A 15,230-nucleotide genomic window follows, 5' to 3' on the forward strand; every position below is an offset into this window, starting at 1 on the left:
TTCTCAAATGGAGTTGTCATCGGACTGACTTTTCCAATACTGCCTTACTTCGGAAATAAAGTAAAGGGAGCCGGTAATGAGGAAAAAGTCGTCTGTTGTTGCTTGGTGACGCAAATCCAAAAAGTCTCTAAAATCGGCTATTCTCCTGAATCGATCAGGGTATTTATCTAACGGATAGGCATTCGAATGATGGAAACTAGTCACCCACAAATCGCCCATTTTTTCCAACCTAGCTAACATATCCGCAATGGGTTTGGTATCAATCGCACCAAATAGAATATGAATCTTTTTACCTTTGTACTTACTTTTCAAGAGAGCTACTAAAGCAGCTACACTTTCATTATTATGTGCCCCATCAATCATCAGATTTGGCGCTAATAATTCGGTACGGCCCAACCAATAACTGGATTCCAGACCTTCCTTTATGTGATCTGGAGTTAGCTTAGGATAGCGGTCTTGCAAGATTAAACTCGTCATAATCGCCAAAGCAGCATTAGATACTTGATGTTCTCCTGGCATAGCAATGTGAATCGTTGAAATCGTCTTCAACGGGCTTGTAAAAACATAGCCTGTCGGTGTTGCGTGCAATTGAAATTGTTTCTGCCACTCCCAAATAGAAGCTCCAACCTGCTCTGCTTTTTCCAAGAAAACTGATCGTGCTGCGTGATCTTCAACGGCAAAAACAAGGGCTTCGCCTCCATCTAAGACCCCTGCTTTTTGCGCAGCGATCTCAGCATAGCTCGTTCCCAAGATAGCCTGATGATCTAAACCAATAGATGGGCAAACGACTACCATCGCTTGAAAAACATTGGTTGAATCATACAACCCTCCCAATCCTGCTTCAATAACAGCAAGGTCAACAGGATGCATGTCTCCAAAATAGAGGAACATGATTAAAGTAATCACTTCAAATTCAGTGACCTCTCCAAAATCAGTCTCTTGAACTAAACGCTCTGTTAAAGGACGCACACGATTAGCAGCAGCAACTAAATCAGCCTCTGAAATCATATTACCATTGATACTGATTCGCTCTTTAAAGTCCATAATATAGGGTGAGGTAAAAGTACCGACCTCATAGCCTGCAGCCGTAAAGATATGCTGTAAGTTATTGACCGTAGAGCCTTTTCCGTTTGTTCCTACCACATGGATCCCTTTAATCCGCTCTTGCGGGTTTCCTAGCTGATTAAGTACCCAGAGCATGCGTTCTAAACCTGGTTTAATTCCAAAGGTCAGCCGTCTATGAATCCAGTCTAGTGTTTCTTGATAAGTCATCTTGTACCTCACAACATCTATTTCTAGTATACCACATGACAAGTAAAGTAACAGCGGATAATGACAATTGCAACTAATGTTGCCACCTCTCCACTATAGGGATTAGCCTTGATTTAGAGAAGGCATAAACCTTGCTGATCAACCGTCAACATCTCAAGGTTCCCTGACAACCCAAGTTGTGCAATTGCTTCATACACGTTTGCTCGCTTATCAAGAGAACATAGAACCATCACCGTTGGACCAGCTCCAGATAAGTAAGTGGCATAAGCCCCGCTAGCTGCGGCTGCTTGTTTAATAGGCTGAAATTCTTTCACTAACTTTTGACGGTAAATTTCATGAAATTGGTCATTTTCAATAGCCTTACCAGCTTTTTGCATATTCCCAGTTAATAAGGCAGCGATGGCCAGATTTGCTACAGATGAGGCTGCTACCGCTTGCTTATATGACATTTGTTTTGGCAAAACGTCTCTCGACTCAGCTGTCTTTAGTTCATAGTCAGGAACAAAACAAACCAAAGCCAAGTCTGGAAAAGGAGTGACAATATAATTCACTTCTTTTCCAAGCTGTGACGCAATAACCATTTGACCAAAAATAGCTGGTGCGACATTATCTGGGTGCCCTTCAATCTCTGTAGCAATCGCTAGCTTACGTTCATCAGATAAGGTCAATTGTCCTAGTTGATTCGCCAATTCAATCCCAGCAACAATGACTGACGATGACGAACCTAGCCCACGCGCCAAAGGAATATCTGACGTCATTTTAATACGGTGAGGTGGCATATTAGGAGCCAGTTTCAAGGCTGTTTGCAGCAATAGATTTTGGTCATCGCAAGGCACACCTTCCAAATCATGCTCAATCACCCATTTATCTGTAGCTTCTAAAATCTCAATTTCTAGATATTTGGATACGGCGATCCCAACAGAGTCAAACCCTGGTCCCAAATTGGCTGAAGTAGCTGGAACTCTTATTTTCATACTAGTCTTCTCCTAATACGTTAAAACTATTTAAAATAGTGACACCTGGTTTAGTGGCTAGGCGATGTTTAAAAGCCTCAAAGGTAGCTTGACTGATGTTATTGGTCACAATCACTAGGCGTTTTTGTTGATCGTTAATGGGAACATCAAGCATTTTTTGAATCAACGGCATTTTTTCATCTCTAGTCTGCTCTTCTTTCATCAGATTCATCTCCTTCGGACACGCTACAGAAAGGTAATAGTAAGCCAAGCAATCTTCTGCTGGTGCAAGCTGACCAACTCTCTCAAAACGACTAAAAGGGGTTATTGATAACTGATGGGTTAAGCATCTTCCGATTTCAACAAGGTCTGCAAGAACAGATGTTGCTGTTGGTTTTTGCCCAGCTCCTGGACCATAAAACAGGGATTGTCCGATTCCAACAGATTCCACATAAACAGCATTCATAGCATTTATAACGCCTGCCAACTGATGGGACTTAGGCACAAGGGTCGGAGCCACTTGTGCCTGAAGACCTTCGGAACAATCACGGATAGAACCAATTAACTTAATGACATAGCCCAATTGATCTGCTGCTGCTACATCTTCTGGGGTAATATGAGTAATGCCTTGATGCTCAATCTTCTCAAATGGCATGGACATTCCAAAAGCAAATTGACACAAAATGGCAAGTTTATAGGCCGCGTCAATGCCTTCTACATCGTTTGTCGGATCACTCTCTGCATAACCTAATGTTTGTGCTTCTGCCAGAGCAGCCTCATAGGTCCATCCCTCACTAACCATCTTGGTTAACATAAAATTCGTGGTGCCATTTAAAATACCATAAAGAGCGGTTATCTTATCTGCGGCAAAGGCGTTGGCTAACGTTCTTAGTATTGGGATACCTCCAGCTACAGCAGCCTCGTAGTAGAAACCCAACCCCTGTTGTTTGGCCAAAGTAGAAAGTTCTGTCCCATGTAAGGCTAGTAAATCCTTATTGGCAGTAACCACATGTTTCCCTGCTAATAGGGCACGTGTAATATAGGTTTTAGCAGGTTCGACACGTCCCATCAATTCAACCGCAATAGCAATGGCATCATCTGTCATAATATCCTCAAAAGAGGTCACAAAGTTATACGAATAACCTTGCTGACGCAACCGTTTTGTTGTGGCCTCATCTCTGACCAACACCTTTTCAATGACGAATTCATCTCCTACCAGTGCTTGTAACTTTACTCTATTTTCTTCCAATAAAAAAGGAAGTCCTGTCGCAACAGTACCAAATCCTAATAAAGCTATTCTTATCGCCATTTCACTTACCTCAGTCTTGTCCTAATAATGGTCTAACTGGCCATCAATCTCCTCAATTATACCAAATTTAGCCTTAGTTTTACAAAATATATTAATAGCAAGCACAAGAAAATTTCTTTCTAAAAGACTTGCTACTGCTAAAAAATGTTACAATAGGATTAACCAAATCAAAAGGAGCATCAGATGAAGAATAGACATAAACGGCGCCAACGACGCAAAGCCTTTACGATGATTAATACCCTATTATTATTAGCTTGTATGCTTGGATTAGCCTTAATTTTCTATTTGTACCAGGATCACTCCAAATTAAACCTATCACAGATATCTCAAGCTCTTCCAAAAGTCAGTTTCTTCCAACACAAAGAAGCAACTACCAACACCAGTCAAAAAGCTAAAAAAACCAAGACTACAATCTCAACGTCACCAAAAACTAATCAGCCACAGAACACTTGGACGAAGCAAACCTCACCTGTTAAAGTACCTATTTTAATGTATCACGCCATCCATGTCATGGCACCTGAGGAGGCCGCAAATGCCAACCTAATTGTTGCTCCTGATCTTTTTGAACAGCAGATCAAAACAATGACAGAAGCTGGCTACTACTTTTTAAGCCCGGAAGAAGCCTACCGTGCGCTTTCAAGTAATGAATTACCTGCTGAAAAAGTCGTTTGGTTAACGTTTGATGATAGTATGATTGATTTTTATAGAGTTGCCTATCCAATCCTTAAAAAATATGGTGTTAAAGCAACAAACAATGTCATTACGGGATTAACTGAAATTGGGAGTGTTGCCAATTTAACCCTTGATCAAATGAAAGAAATGAAACAATCCGGTATATCCTTCCAGGACCACACCGTTAACCATCCAGATTTAGAGCAATCCAGTCCAGACATTCAGACAAGTGAAATGAAGGACTCTAAGGATTACCTTGATAAAGAATTAGGTCAAGAAACCATTGCCATCGCTTATCCAGCAGGCCGATACAGCGATACTACCTTACAAATTGCAGCTAGTCTCAACTACAAACTGGGGGTAACAACTAATGAAGGTGTTGCTAGCGCAGCCGATGGACTGCTTTCCCTCAATCGCATTCGCATTTTACCAACGACAAGTCCTGAAACACTTTTAGCAGCTATGGAACAATAAGAGTGAATTAAGTCATAATAAAGTAAAAAAAGACAGTGAGAAGAAAATTTTCTCACTGTCTTTTTGTGTTGATCATAAAAGAATGCTATCTCTAACCTTGCTTCAGTTTCTCCAGAAGACCTCGCCACCACAGTTGTAAGTCAGAAGCCTTTTTAAGAGATTGGCTGGCTTTCAGAGGAATACGCTCAGGTTTTTTCAAATACCTCTCGCCTGCAATTCTGGGAGAAGTCAAATAAGCAACTACCTCACCTTTAGCAATAGGCACTAACAAAGAGTCGGTTGACACCACAAACTGTTCTGGTCTAGGAGCCAGCTCATCAGTTCCTAAAACCAAGGTGACATCTTTGGCTGCATAAGTAGATAAGGTTTGTGCTGTGCCATTTACCACTGAAAAAGGACGTTCTGTCATCAGACTTCCCTTTTTCAAAATCTTGCGACGATGATACCGTTTAGCCACATAGTCTAACAAATGATTCGCCTGCTCAAACCGTGTGTTTTGGTTTTTATCAGATCCATCAGCATTTAGAATAACGGTAATCAGCCTCATACCATTTTCAATAGAAGTTACCACAAGGCAATGACCTGCCAAATCTGTCGTTCCTGTCTTTAGCCCATCCACTCCTGCTCTACCCTTAGCCATACCTGGTAAGAGTTGATTAAAACTTTTAATAGAATTACCAGCAAAATCAACTTCTGTTTGTTTAGTGATCTCTAAAATCTCAGGAAAATCTTCCAGTAAATGCATCGTCACAATGGCAACATCCTGAGCACTCAACATATTCTCTTCTTCCAACGCAGAACCAGGATAACGATGGTCCTTTAACACCTCATTCGGCAGTCCTGAAGCGTTAAGAATTTTACCAGAAGTAATGCCCCAACGAGATAGTTGTGCCCTCATTTGCGCTACAAAGTTAGGCTCTGACCCTGCCACCTTTTCTGCTAACGCAATGGCTGCGCTATTTGAACTTGCCACCAAAGTTGCCTCTAATAAATCCTGCACCGAATAAGTCTTTTGGTCAAAGGGTACATTACTTAAAGAACTATCTGTGGTTAATTCAAACGCATAATCTGATAGGTTAACTTGATCTGATAATTGTAGTTGACCTGAGTTAACCTTATCCAAAACCAGATAGGCCGTCACCAATTTGGTCAAAGAGGCAATGGCATCTGGCGTCTTAGCGTCTTTCTCATACAGCACTCTCCCAGAGTCTACTTCTACGACAATCGCATGTTCTGCCCCCACTTGAAAATCAGCCGCGAGAACTGTTTTACCAAGCCCTGAGCAAGCTAATACCACAAAAAAAAGGATAGCCAACCTTTTTATCATTTTATCTTTCATAGTTATTATTATAGCAAAAATTCTCAGAAAAATTGACTATAAGTGAAATATCACTTATCAAAACAATCTCAATTACACTTAAAGCTTAATATTATTGACTAGCCTTATCATAATAATCGATAATAACGGCTTATTAAAACCTATCAAAAATGATATTCAAAAAACCTGCTATTTTAAAAAAATAGCAGGTTAATCAGCTTATTTAAGCTACTAAAGCAAGGACGCTCTTATTTAAGAGTGATTGTTGCTCCAGCTTCTTCAAGTTTAGCTTTGATTTCTTCAGCTTCTGCAGCAGCAACGCCTTCTTTAACGTTAGCAGGTGCTCCATCAACAAGACCTTTAGCTTCTTTAAGACCAAGACCTGTGATTTCACGAACAGCTTTGATAACGCCAACTTTTTTGTCGCCAGCAGATGTCAATTCAACGTCGAATGAATCTTTAGCAGCTTCTTCAGCACCACCAGCAGCTGCAGCAGCTACAGGAGCAGCTGCAGTTACACCAAATTCTTCTTCGATAGCTTTTACAAGATCGTTAAGCTCAAGGATTGAAGCTTCTTTAATTTCAGCAATAATGTTTTCAATGTTCAATGCCATTGTGATTTCCTCCAAATAATTAATTTAAAATGTTAAGTGTAGCCTTAAGCTACTATGAGACGTCTTAAGCAGCGCCTTCTTTGTTTTCTGCAACAGCTTTGACAGCGTATGCAACGTTGCGGACTGGAGCTTGAAGTACAGAAAGAAGCATAGAAAGCATTCCTTCGCGGTTTGGCAATGTTGCAAGTGCTTGGATTTCTTCTTTTGAAGAAACAGCGCCTTCGATTGCACCACCTTTGATTTCAAGTGCGTCAGCAGTTTTAGTAAAGTCGTTGATAACTTTAGCTGGTGCGATAACATCTTCGTTAGAAAATGCTACTGCAGATGGTCCTACGAATACATCTTTCAACTCATCAAGACCTGCTTTTTCAGCTGCACGAGTCAAAATTGAGTTTTTGATAACTTTGAACTCAACGCCACTTTCACGAAGTGAACGACGAAGAACAGTATCTTGATCAACTGTAAGACCACGTGAATCAACAACAACGATACTTGCTGCTGCTTTCATTTTCTCAGCGATAAGTTCGACTTGTTCAGCTTTTTTAGCAATAATTGCTTCACTCATTAGTTTTACCTCCGTTTTTATTTTTGGGCTAGGTACAAAAAAATCGCACCTAAACCTAGACACGAAAGTACAAATACGTTATTTTCTTTAATCACGTTTTGTGCCTCGGCAGGAATATTATGAGCACGCTCCCCTGCTGTCTTAGGTCAGTTTTTATCAAACCTTAATTAGTATACCGTTTTGATGTTTCATTGTCAATAGAAAAATCTAAATTTTTTTTCGTTAATAGCTCTCGCAAGTTGTCAAGTCAAGTGCAACCAGTTCACAGATAACTAGAGTTCCAGAGGTTAAGCTGTTCGGGATAGCTCAAACAGGAATGTTGAGGATTGATATTGAAGAAGTCGTCTTGGGCGCTCATTGATGGCTGTAAGATAATTGTCAAGTTCTTCAGAGGTTAGTGGATTAAGTGAGATTCCTTTAGGGACATATTCTCTGAGGAGGCCATTGAAGTTCTCGTTTGTTCCTCTCTCATGTGAAGAATAGGGATGTGCAAAGTAAACGTCAACAGCTGATTTGATTAATACCGGATAAGTCTGCTCAAGCCGTCAATGAAGCTCTTACGGGGATTCTAAAAGACTACACCGTCAACTCTATCACAGCAGACAACGGGACAGAATTTTCTCGCTTATCAGATGTCTTTCCAGCAAGTGACATCTACTATGCCCATCCCTATGCGTCATGGGAGAGAGGCACTAACGAAAACCATAATCGCCTGATTCGCAGATGGCTCCCTAAAGGTACCAAAACAACGACCCCTAAAGAAGTCGCTGCTATTGAACATTGGATCAATCATTATCCTAAACGACTCTTCAACTACAAGTCGCCAGTAGAAATGTTAAAACTGGCTAACTTCAACTTGAAATTTGGCTCTCATAAAAAATTCTTTCAACATAAGGTAACTAAGTAGCTTCAGATAGTCAATAGTATACTAAAAGAGAACCGTTCATCGGTGCCTATTCTGTTGCAACCTAAAAAAGCGAACACCCTTTTTAGGTTTGGGACCATTCAAAACAACATAGCTCGTAAACTGAATAAGTGCTATCACAAGGTTTCGTCGTCGCGCTATTTGTTTTAGCAGGACTTCAACTTTAAACAATCCCTAACCAATTTTATTCTATGTTAAAAACTCTATAGAATCAATGTTTTTCTATATTATTTTACCTACTATCATCCCTGTTTTTATTATTCTTTTGAAGAATTAGGAGAAGTCTCAGTTTTAAATCTTTTTGTTTGACCTTAACTGACCAAAGGAGTAAAATAATATCATAAGGTGGTTAGCAAACCGTAAACTCCACTTCTTAGCTGTGACCTCTCTAATCTACTAAAGTGTGTATAGATCTAAGAATGGTAACCTTCCTACTCTATCTTATGATAGTACATTATTTTTATTTCGAGGTAACTAATATGACAAATTATTATGACAAAGATACTTTTGGAAACATGGATGATATCTTTAATCAACTAATGGGCAATATGGGTGGCTATCGCAGTGAAAATCGACGCTATTTAGTGAACGGACGCGAAATGACACCTGAAGAATTCCAGGCATATCGTCAAACTGGACGTCTGAGCGATAAAGGTAGTGAACAACCTACATCCCAAGGTCATCAGACCAAAAAGGATGGGATTTTAGCTAAACTTGGCACCAACTTAACGGAAGAAGCAAGACAAGGAAAACTTGATCCTGTTATTGGTCGCAATCACGAAATTCAAGACACTGCGGAAATTTTAGCTCGCCGAACAAAGAATAATCCTGTTCTAGTCGGAGATGCTGGTGTTGGTAAAACAGCTGTGGTTGAAGGGCTAGCTCAAGCTATTGTGAATGGTGACGTCCCTGCTGCTATCAAAAATAAAGAAATCATTTCCATTGATATTTCTGGCCTTGAAGCAGGCACTCAGTACCGTGGCTCCTTTGAAGAAAATATCCAAAACATGATTCAAGAGGTTAAAGAAGCTGGGAATATTATTCTTTTCTTTGATGAAATTCATCAAATCCTTGGTGCAGGTTCTACTGGTGGTGACTCTGGGTCTAAAGGATTAGCTGATATGCTAAAACCTGCTCTTTCCCGTGGTGAATTGACACTGATTGGCGCCACAACTCAAGATGAATACCGCAATACCATTTTAAAAAATGCTGCGCTTGCTCGTCGTTTTAATGAGGTTAAGGTAAATGCACCGTCTGCTGAGGACACCTTCCATATTTTAATGGGAATCCGAAATCTTTACGAACAACACCATAATGTTATCCTTCCGGATGCTGTTCTTAAAGCTGCGATTGACTATTCTATTCAGTACATTCCTCAACGTAGTTTACCAGATAAAGCGATTGACTTAGTAGATATGACTGCTGCGCATTTAGCCGCTCAGCATCCTGTGACTGACCTCAAGTCTCTAGAAGCTGAAATGACCACTCAAAAGAATATCCAAGAAGAGGCTGTGGCTAAGGAAGATTTTGAGAGAGCTTTAACCGCTAAAACACGAATTGAAGAATTGCAAAAACAAATGGACAACCATAGCGAAGACCAAAAGGTTACTGCTACTGTCAATGATATTGCAGAATCCGTAGAGCGCCTGACTGGTGTCCCAGTGTCCAATATGGGAGCTAGTGATTTGGAAAGACTCAAAGAAATTAGCAACCGCTTAAAAGGACACGTGATTGGCCAAGATGGAGCTGTTGAAGCTGTGGCTCGTGCTATTCGCCGTAATCGAGCTGGTTTTGATGATGGCAATCGTCCTATCGGTTCCTTCCTCTTTGTTGGACCAACAGGTGTCGGTAAGACAGAGTTAGCCAAACAGCTAGCACTGGACCTCTTTGGTTCCAAAGAGGCTATTATTCGACTTGACATGTCCGAATACAGTGATCGTACTGCTGTGTCCAAGTTAATCGGGACAACTGCCGGTTATGTCGGTTATGATGATAATAACAATACGTTAACGGAACGAGTTCGTCGCAACCCGTATGCGATTGTTCTATTGGATGAGATTGAAAAAGCCGATCCGCAAGTCATTACCCTTCTTCTCCAAGTACTGGATGATGGCCGATTAACAGATGGTCAGGGAAATACCATCAACTTTAAAAACACTGTTATCATTGCTACTTCTAATGCTGGATTTGGGCATCAAGAAGATGAAAATACTGATCAACCTACTATTATGGACCGTATTGCACCTTACTTTAGACCAGAGTTTCTCAATCGTTTCAATGGGGTTATCGAATTCAATCATCTGCAAAAAGAAGACTTAGAAGAAATTGTTGATTTAATGTTAGCGGAAGTTAATCAAACCATAGCTAAAAAAGGAATCAGCTTAGCTATCTCTGATGATGCTAAAGCTCACTTGATTGAATTAGGTTATGACCACGCAATGGGAGTTCGACCATTACGCCGTGTCATCGAGCAAGAAATCCGAGACCGCATTACAGACTTTTACCTCGATCACCCAGAGGTCAAAAACTTACAAGCTAGTCTGGAACAAGGACAGTTAGTCATTCACGACAAAAACTAATCATTAGCCATTAATTTGGGAAAATCACGTAAAGTAAAAAAGCGCATCTTGCAACTTTAAGAAGTGCCAGATGCGCTTTTTTCTGTTATCTTTTTAAAAATAATTTTTTCATCACCTAATAATTCAAGTTTTCTACCAAATTTGATGTAATCAAAGTAACCATTAGGTGTTGTGATACCTTTTGAAAGGGAAATATGTCCTGTGGTCAATTCACTAATATCAATCGTATGCAAAATGCGATTAACATTGCCTTTAAGAATAATAGCAGACAAGCTCCCTGTTTTCCGATCATAATGACCACCAATATTAGAAGCTAGCTTTTCAAAAGCCTGATCTAAAATCATTTCCAACTCATGGTGAGCTGGCATGCTACTGTCAATGATTTGTTGTTCTTCCTGACTCAAATCACCAATCACAAGGTGATTATCTTTCAGTATCTTTAATAGCTCATTTTCGTGATAAGATGCTAAACGTTCGGCAAAGGCAGCTTTTTCGACTTGGACTCTAAAGTTTAGGTGAGCCTTATTATTTTTAACCTGTAAAATCATTTCGGATGACGTTAACAAACTGTCATCAATAAGGGGACTTTGATGTAAGCCTGTGAGCCGTTTCGCAAAATCATCTCCTAATTTTTGATCAATACTTGCTGTCTTCCAAATACCTTCGATAGAACTATTACGGTACCTAATCACAAAAAGCATCGTCAACAAAGCTAGGAAAATGATAAACACACAAAGAGCACTACATCGATCCCATAGCAAACATTTTCTTGCGGGGTGCCCTATGGCTACTCGTGTCATTACTTATCTCCTCAATATAAAATACTAGCATGACATGATTAAAGCGTCAAGTCAAAATTAAAAACTTCTAACCAACCCTTTTTTTAGAACACAAAAAGAACATTCCCTATTGGAAATATTCTATCTGTTAGGATTTCTCTCTTTTATAGGTGTTCTAAAATAGTATCCCATGCTTCGTCGATACCCACGCGGTCCACTGATGAAAAAATGATAAAACGATCTGTCTTGTCAAACCCCAATGTTTTCTTAACCATTGATTCATGTTTATTCCACTTACCACGAGGAATCTTGTCTGCTTTGGTTGCCACAATAATGACAGGAATGTCATAATACTTTAAAAACTCATACATTTGAACATCTTCTTTGGAAGGTTCATGACGTAAATCCACCAAACTCACGACAGCTCTTAGATTGTCCCTGCTAGTCAAATATTCTTCAATCATTTTGCCCCATTTGGCACGTTCAGATTTTGATACTTTGGCATAACCATATCCTGGCACATCTACAAAGCGAAGCTTGTCATCAATGTTGAAAAAATTTAAAAGCTGGGTTTTTCCTGGCTTACTTGACGTACGCGCTAAGTTTTTTCGCCCAAGCATGGTGTTAATAAAACTAGATTTCCCAACATTGGAACGTCCTGCCAAAGCAATTTCTGGCAGGTCATCTTGAGGGTAGTGAGATTTGTTCGCAGCGCTCAACAAAATTGAGGCGTTATGGGTATTTAAGACTTGTTCTTCAGCCATTATTTCTCCTTAAGCTGTCTCTAAAACGGGTTTTGACTTGCCTTCGACAGCAGCCTTGGTGATACGCACTTTTGTGACATCTTCTTGGCTTGGAATTTCAAACATAATGTCTAACATCGTTTCTTCGATAATAGAACGAAGACCACGCGCGCCTGTCTTACGCTCAATGGCTTTATTTGCAATGGCTTCTAAGGCTTCCTTATCAAATGCCAATTCGACACCATCGTAAGAAAGAAGAGCCTGATATTGCTTGACTAGGGCATTTCTTGGTTCCGTCAAAATTTGAATCAAATCTGATGTGTTTAGTTGTTCAAGAGCAGCTACGACTGGCAAGCGTCCAATAAACTCTGGGATAAGACCAAATTTTTGGATATCTTCTGAAATAATCTCTTGCATATAAGAAGCATTGTCATCGATTTTTCGGCTGTTTTGACCAAAACCAATGACTTTTTCTCCTAAACGTTGTTTGACAATGTCTTCAATGCCATCAAAGGCTCCCCCAACAATAAACAAGATATTCTTGGTATCAATTTGAATCATTTCCTGATTTGGATGCTTACGACCGCCTTGAGGAGGAACACTAGCAACCGTTCCTTCAATGATTTTTAGCAAGGCCTGTTGAACTCCCTCACCAGAAACATCACGTGTGATGGACACATTTTCACCTTTTTTAGCAATCTTATCAATTTCATCGACATAGATGATACCACGCTCTGCTCGTTCCACATTATAATCAGCTGCTTGGATAAGCTTGAGAAGAATATTTTCCACATCTTCTCCAACATACCCTGCTTCAGTCAGTGAGGTTGCATCAGCAATCGCAAAAGGAACATTTAAGCTCTTAGCTAAGGTTTGAGCGAGAAAAGTCTTTCCTGAACCTGTTGGACCAATCATTAAAATGTTTGATTTTTGCAATTCAACATCTTCATCATCACGACTTTCCGTGAATGACACGCGTTTGTAATGATTGTAAACAGCTACTGATAAAGCACGTTTGGCACGATCTTGACCAACAACATACTGGTTTAAAACCTCAAGGAGTTCTTTTGGTTTTGGAACTTCTGTTAGGTCAGCTAACACTTCTTCTGCCAACTCTTCTTTAATAATTTCTTGTGACAAAGCCACACATTCATTACAGATAAAAACATTATTCCCTGCAATAATTTTTTTGACTTCGTCTTGGCTCTTACCACAAAATGAGCAATATACTTTAATATCGTTTGTACGATTTCCTGCCATTTCCTATAACTCTCTTACTTTCTCTTATCATTTCATACGTTTTATGAGTCACTTGTGTACTCAATATTCTCTAAATGCTTCAAGTATCCTTTGATTACCCGCTTTAGAATCCTTTAAAACAAGGTGCCATAAAAGGCATGGATACTATTGACCAAATTGGTAAAAGCATTTAACAAGAAAAGTGTCCCTAGGCCGTAACGATTTTTCCGAAAGGCCGGAATAGCACATAAGACACAAATCGCACACAAAAAGGCCGTAAATACGCCAAAAATACTACGTTGCATTCCCTATCATCTCCCTATACTATTGGTGTTTTAAAACCGTCACTGTAAAATCGTAAGGATTGTTTGCATCCTTTGGATAGAAGGTTTGGCTTTCTTCCCTAAAACGACTTAAGTCAAGTTTTGGTCGGTAGGTATCCCCTTCAAATTGGTGATGAACCACTGTTTTAATCACACGATTAAAATAACCGTCAAAGGCTTCTAAAACCTTGCTTCCACCAATAACGTAAAGTGTTTTTTCCTGTGCATGATACCAATCCAGCACTTCCTCAACACTAGTCATGGTCAATACCCCATCTACTTGATAGTTTACATCTCTTGTCATCACAAGGGTTTGACGATTAGGAAGCAGCCTACGATTCATGCCATCAAAGGTTACTCTCCCCATTAAAATAGCTTGATTCAAAGTTGTTTCTTTAAAATGTTGCAGCTCTCTTGGCAGATACCATGGTAGCTTGCCATCAACCCCGATAAGACCTGCTTCATCTTCTGCCCAGATAGCAATCATTTCCTTTGTCATTCGTCTATTCCTTCACCTTGAACTTTCCTTATTTTATCAAATTTCTTAGTAAAATGCTCACAAAAAAATCGAGGCAATCCTTAGATTGCCAAGTCAAACCGCAATTGTGGTGTGACCGGTTCGTAGTCTTGCAATTCAAAATCTTCTGGTTTAATATCAAAGAAATTAGTACCATCTGGAACATTTAACACAAGCTTAGGCTGACAATCAGTTGGTTGTCGTTTCAATAATTCCTTAGCCTGAGGAAATTGATTATCGTAAATGTGTAAATTATTGACAAAGTAAAAGAATTTGCCAACTTTCCAGCCAAAATGTTTAGCAATCATCATTTGCAAGGCAACATATTGCATGGCGTTGATATGATGGGCAACCAACATATCATTAGAACGTTGTGTCAAGGTAGCATCTAAATAAAGATCTTCCCCTACACGTCTAACATCAAACATGGTTTGAAAGGCACATGGTAACAAGCCTTCTGTCTCTTCAAAAGCCTCATAGTCCCAGAGGGAAATGACATTGCGACGATTCCAAGGATTTTCTGCTAATTGCTTTAATAATTTTGAAATGATGTCATGTTTTTTGACGACCGCTCCGTAACGTTGACCAATGGTTCTTGTCTGACCAACTTCCCATTCATTCCAATAATGAACATTGTATTTGTTTTCCAAAACATCTAAACTGTTCGTTTGATCTTGATAAATCCACAATAATTCTTTAATAGCTGATTTAATGGGAATAGGTCGTAAAGTGGTAATTGGAAATTCTCCTTTAGCTAAATCGTATTCTGCAAAGGCACCTGTGATGTATTTGGAATTAGCCGTACGACCATCTTTATACTTGGGACGTGCTTGTTCACTAAAGACACCCTCATCCATAATTTTTTCAATATTGGCTTTAAAAATATCGTCTGCTTTTGTCATCTCCAAGTCCTTTCTTTCAGAGCACTTCTTACTATTTTAACTAATT

General features: G+C 39.7%; 14 protein-coding genes, 2 pseudogenes and 1 other annotated feature. Of the genes and pseudogenes, 3 read left to right on the top strand and 13 right to left on the bottom strand.

The genetic code is table 11. The features are described from left to right. Positions 1–3: 3 nt before the first annotated feature. The 3 genes from FQT67_RS05905 to FQT67_RS05915 form a co-directional block, all read right to left on the bottom strand. Positions 4–1,272 (bottom strand): folylpolyglutamate synthase/dihydrofolate synthase family protein, encoded by a 1,269-nt coding sequence (locus FQT67_RS05905; protein ID WP_046177123.1) that lies wholly within the window; start codon positions 1,270–1,272, stop codon positions 4–6. Positions 1,273–1,385: 113 nt separating this feature from the next. Next, positions 1,386–2,246: a homoserine kinase gene (thrB, locus tag FQT67_RS05910; RefSeq protein ID WP_003058169.1), complete on the bottom strand. Its 861-nt coding sequence runs from the start codon at positions 2,244–2,246 to the stop codon at positions 1,386–1,388. A 1-nt stretch (position 2,247) separates the two neighbouring features. Continuing rightward, positions 2,248–3,534: a homoserine dehydrogenase gene (locus FQT67_RS05915; protein ID WP_046177122.1), complete on the bottom strand. Its 1,287-nt coding sequence runs from the start codon at positions 3,532–3,534 to the stop codon at positions 2,248–2,250. A 183-nt stretch (positions 3,535–3,717) separates the two neighbouring features. Between FQT67_RS05915 and FQT67_RS05920 the strand changes: the two genes are divergently transcribed. After that, positions 3,718–4,680 (top strand): polysaccharide deacetylase family protein, encoded by a 963-nt coding sequence (locus FQT67_RS05920; RefSeq protein WP_015016940.1) that lies wholly within the window; start codon positions 3,718–3,720, stop codon positions 4,678–4,680. A 91-nt stretch (positions 4,681–4,771) separates the two neighbouring features. Here FQT67_RS05920 and pbp3 read toward each other — a convergent pair whose 3' ends face one another. The 4 genes and pseudogenes from pbp3 to FQT67_RS05940 form a co-directional block, all read right to left on the bottom strand. After that, on the bottom strand, positions 4,772–6,007 hold the full coding sequence (pbp3, locus tag FQT67_RS05925) for a D-alanyl-D-alanine carboxypeptidase PBP3 (RefSeq protein WP_100249559.1): 1,236 nt from the start codon (positions 6,005–6,007) through the stop codon (positions 4,772–4,774). 239 nt (positions 6,008–6,246) lie between these two features. Next, complete coding sequence (rplL, locus tag FQT67_RS05930) at positions 6,247–6,612, bottom strand: 50S ribosomal protein L7/L12 (RefSeq protein ID WP_002984819.1); 366 nt, start codon at positions 6,610–6,612, stop codon at positions 6,247–6,249. Positions 6,613–6,676: 64 nt separating this feature from the next. After that, positions 6,677–7,177 carry a 50S ribosomal protein L10 gene (gene rplJ, locus FQT67_RS05935; RefSeq protein WP_002984821.1) on the bottom strand — a complete coding sequence of 167 codons (501 nt, stop codon included), beginning with the start codon at positions 7,175–7,177 and terminating at the stop codon, positions 6,677–6,679. Between the two features lie 28 nt (positions 7,178–7,205). Then, positions 7,206–7,341: a sequence feature (ribosomal protein L10 leader region), on the bottom strand. Between the two features lie 123 nt (positions 7,342–7,464). Beyond that, positions 7,465–7,683: pseudogene (locus FQT67_RS05940) on the bottom strand (IS30 family transposase); the annotation flags it as partial. On the opposite strand from FQT67_RS05940, the pseudogene FQT67_RS05945 reads away from it, so the two are divergent. Beyond that, positions 7,677–8,084 (top strand): annotated as a pseudogene (locus FQT67_RS05945) (IS30 family transposase); the annotation flags it as partial. The pseudogenes FQT67_RS05940 and FQT67_RS05945 overlap by 7 nt on opposite strands. A gap of 497 nt (positions 8,085–8,581) precedes the next feature. Beyond that, positions 8,582–10,681, top strand: coding sequence for an ATP-dependent Clp protease ATP-binding subunit (locus tag FQT67_RS05950; RefSeq protein ID WP_015057518.1), 2,100 nt, complete (start codon positions 8,582–8,584; stop codon positions 10,679–10,681). Positions 10,682–10,737: 56 nt separating this feature from the next. On the opposite strand, the gene FQT67_RS05955 is transcribed toward FQT67_RS05950, so the two are convergent. The 6 genes from FQT67_RS05955 to FQT67_RS05980 all read right to left on the bottom strand — a co-directional run bounded on the left by FQT67_RS05955 (position 10,738) and on the right by FQT67_RS05980 (position 15,184). Further along, entirely contained in the window at positions 10,738–11,481 is a 744-nt protein-coding gene (locus tag FQT67_RS05955; protein ID WP_012766851.1) for a hypothetical protein, read from the bottom strand. 143 nt (positions 11,482–11,624) lie between these two features. Further along, entirely contained in the window at positions 11,625–12,224 is a 600-nt protein-coding gene (gene yihA, locus FQT67_RS05960) for a ribosome biogenesis GTP-binding protein YihA/YsxC (RefSeq protein WP_003061604.1), read from the bottom strand. A 9-nt stretch (positions 12,225–12,233) separates the two neighbouring features. Continuing rightward, complete coding sequence (clpX, locus tag FQT67_RS05965) at positions 12,234–13,463, bottom strand: ATP-dependent Clp protease ATP-binding subunit ClpX (RefSeq protein WP_003054192.1); 1,230 nt, start codon at positions 13,461–13,463, stop codon at positions 12,234–12,236. Positions 13,464–13,576: 113 nt separating this feature from the next. Then, positions 13,577–13,747 (bottom strand): hypothetical protein, encoded by a 171-nt coding sequence (locus FQT67_RS05970; protein ID WP_003054200.1) that lies wholly within the window; start codon positions 13,745–13,747, stop codon positions 13,577–13,579. A 19-nt stretch (positions 13,748–13,766) separates the two neighbouring features. Next, the gene (locus FQT67_RS05975) at positions 13,767–14,264 is read right to left on the bottom strand and encodes a dihydrofolate reductase (protein WP_003054187.1); all 498 of its coding nucleotides are present in this window, start codon (positions 14,262–14,264) and stop codon (positions 13,767–13,769) included. A gap of 80 nt (positions 14,265–14,344) precedes the next feature. Continuing rightward, complete coding sequence (locus FQT67_RS05980; RefSeq protein ID WP_003054196.1) at positions 14,345–15,184, bottom strand: thymidylate synthase; 840 nt, start codon at positions 15,182–15,184, stop codon at positions 14,345–14,347. Positions 15,185–15,230: the final 46 nt, after the last annotated feature.

The organism is Streptococcus sp. NCTC 11567, from assembly GCF_902141215.1.
GTDB lineage: Bacteria > Bacillota > Bacilli > Lactobacillales > Streptococcaceae > Streptococcus > Streptococcus dysgalactiae.

Bases quoted from the DNA above. Each gene is read 5' to 3' on its own strand.
- FQT67_RS05905 (WP_046177123.1), bottom strand. From the start codon at position 1,272: ATGACTTATCAAGAAACACTAGACTGGATTCATAGACGGCTGACCTTT.
- thrB (WP_003058169.1), bottom strand. From the start codon at position 2,246: ATGAAAATAAGAGTTCCAGCTACTTCAGCCAATTTGGGACCAGGGTTT.
- FQT67_RS05915 (WP_046177122.1), bottom strand. From the start codon at position 3,534: ATGGCGATAAGAATAGCTTTATTAGGATTTGGTACTGTTGCGACAGGA.
- FQT67_RS05920 (WP_015016940.1), top strand. From the start codon at position 3,718: ATGAAGAATAGACATAAACGGCGCCAACGACGCAAAGCCTTTACGATG.
- pbp3 (WP_100249559.1), bottom strand. From the start codon at position 6,007: ATGATAAAAAGGTTGGCTATCCTTTTTTTTGTGGTATTAGCTTGCTCA.
- rplL (WP_002984819.1), bottom strand. From the start codon at position 6,612: ATGGCATTGAACATTGAAAACATTATTGCTGAAATTAAAGAAGCTTCA.
- rplJ (WP_002984821.1), bottom strand. From the start codon at position 7,177: ATGAGTGAAGCAATTATTGCTAAAAAAGCTGAACAAGTCGAACTTATC.
- FQT67_RS05950 (WP_015057518.1), top strand. From the start codon at position 8,582: ATGACAAATTATTATGACAAAGATACTTTTGGAAACATGGATGATATC.
- FQT67_RS05955 (WP_012766851.1), bottom strand. From the start codon at position 11,481: ATGACACGAGTAGCCATAGGGCACCCCGCAAGAAAATGTTTGCTATGG.
- yihA (WP_003061604.1), bottom strand. From the start codon at position 12,224: ATGGCTGAAGAACAAGTCTTAAATACCCATAACGCCTCAATTTTGTTG.
- clpX (WP_003054192.1), bottom strand. From the start codon at position 13,463: ATGGCAGGAAATCGTACAAACGATATTAAAGTATATTGCTCATTTTGT.
- FQT67_RS05970 (WP_003054200.1), bottom strand. From the start codon at position 13,747: ATGCAACGTAGTATTTTTGGCGTATTTACGGCCTTTTTGTGTGCGATT.
- FQT67_RS05975 (WP_003054187.1), bottom strand. From the start codon at position 14,264: ATGACAAAGGAAATGATTGCTATCTGGGCAGAAGATGAAGCAGGTCTT.
- FQT67_RS05980 (WP_003054196.1), bottom strand. From the start codon at position 15,184: ATGACAAAAGCAGACGATATTTTTAAAGCCAATATTGAAAAAATTATG.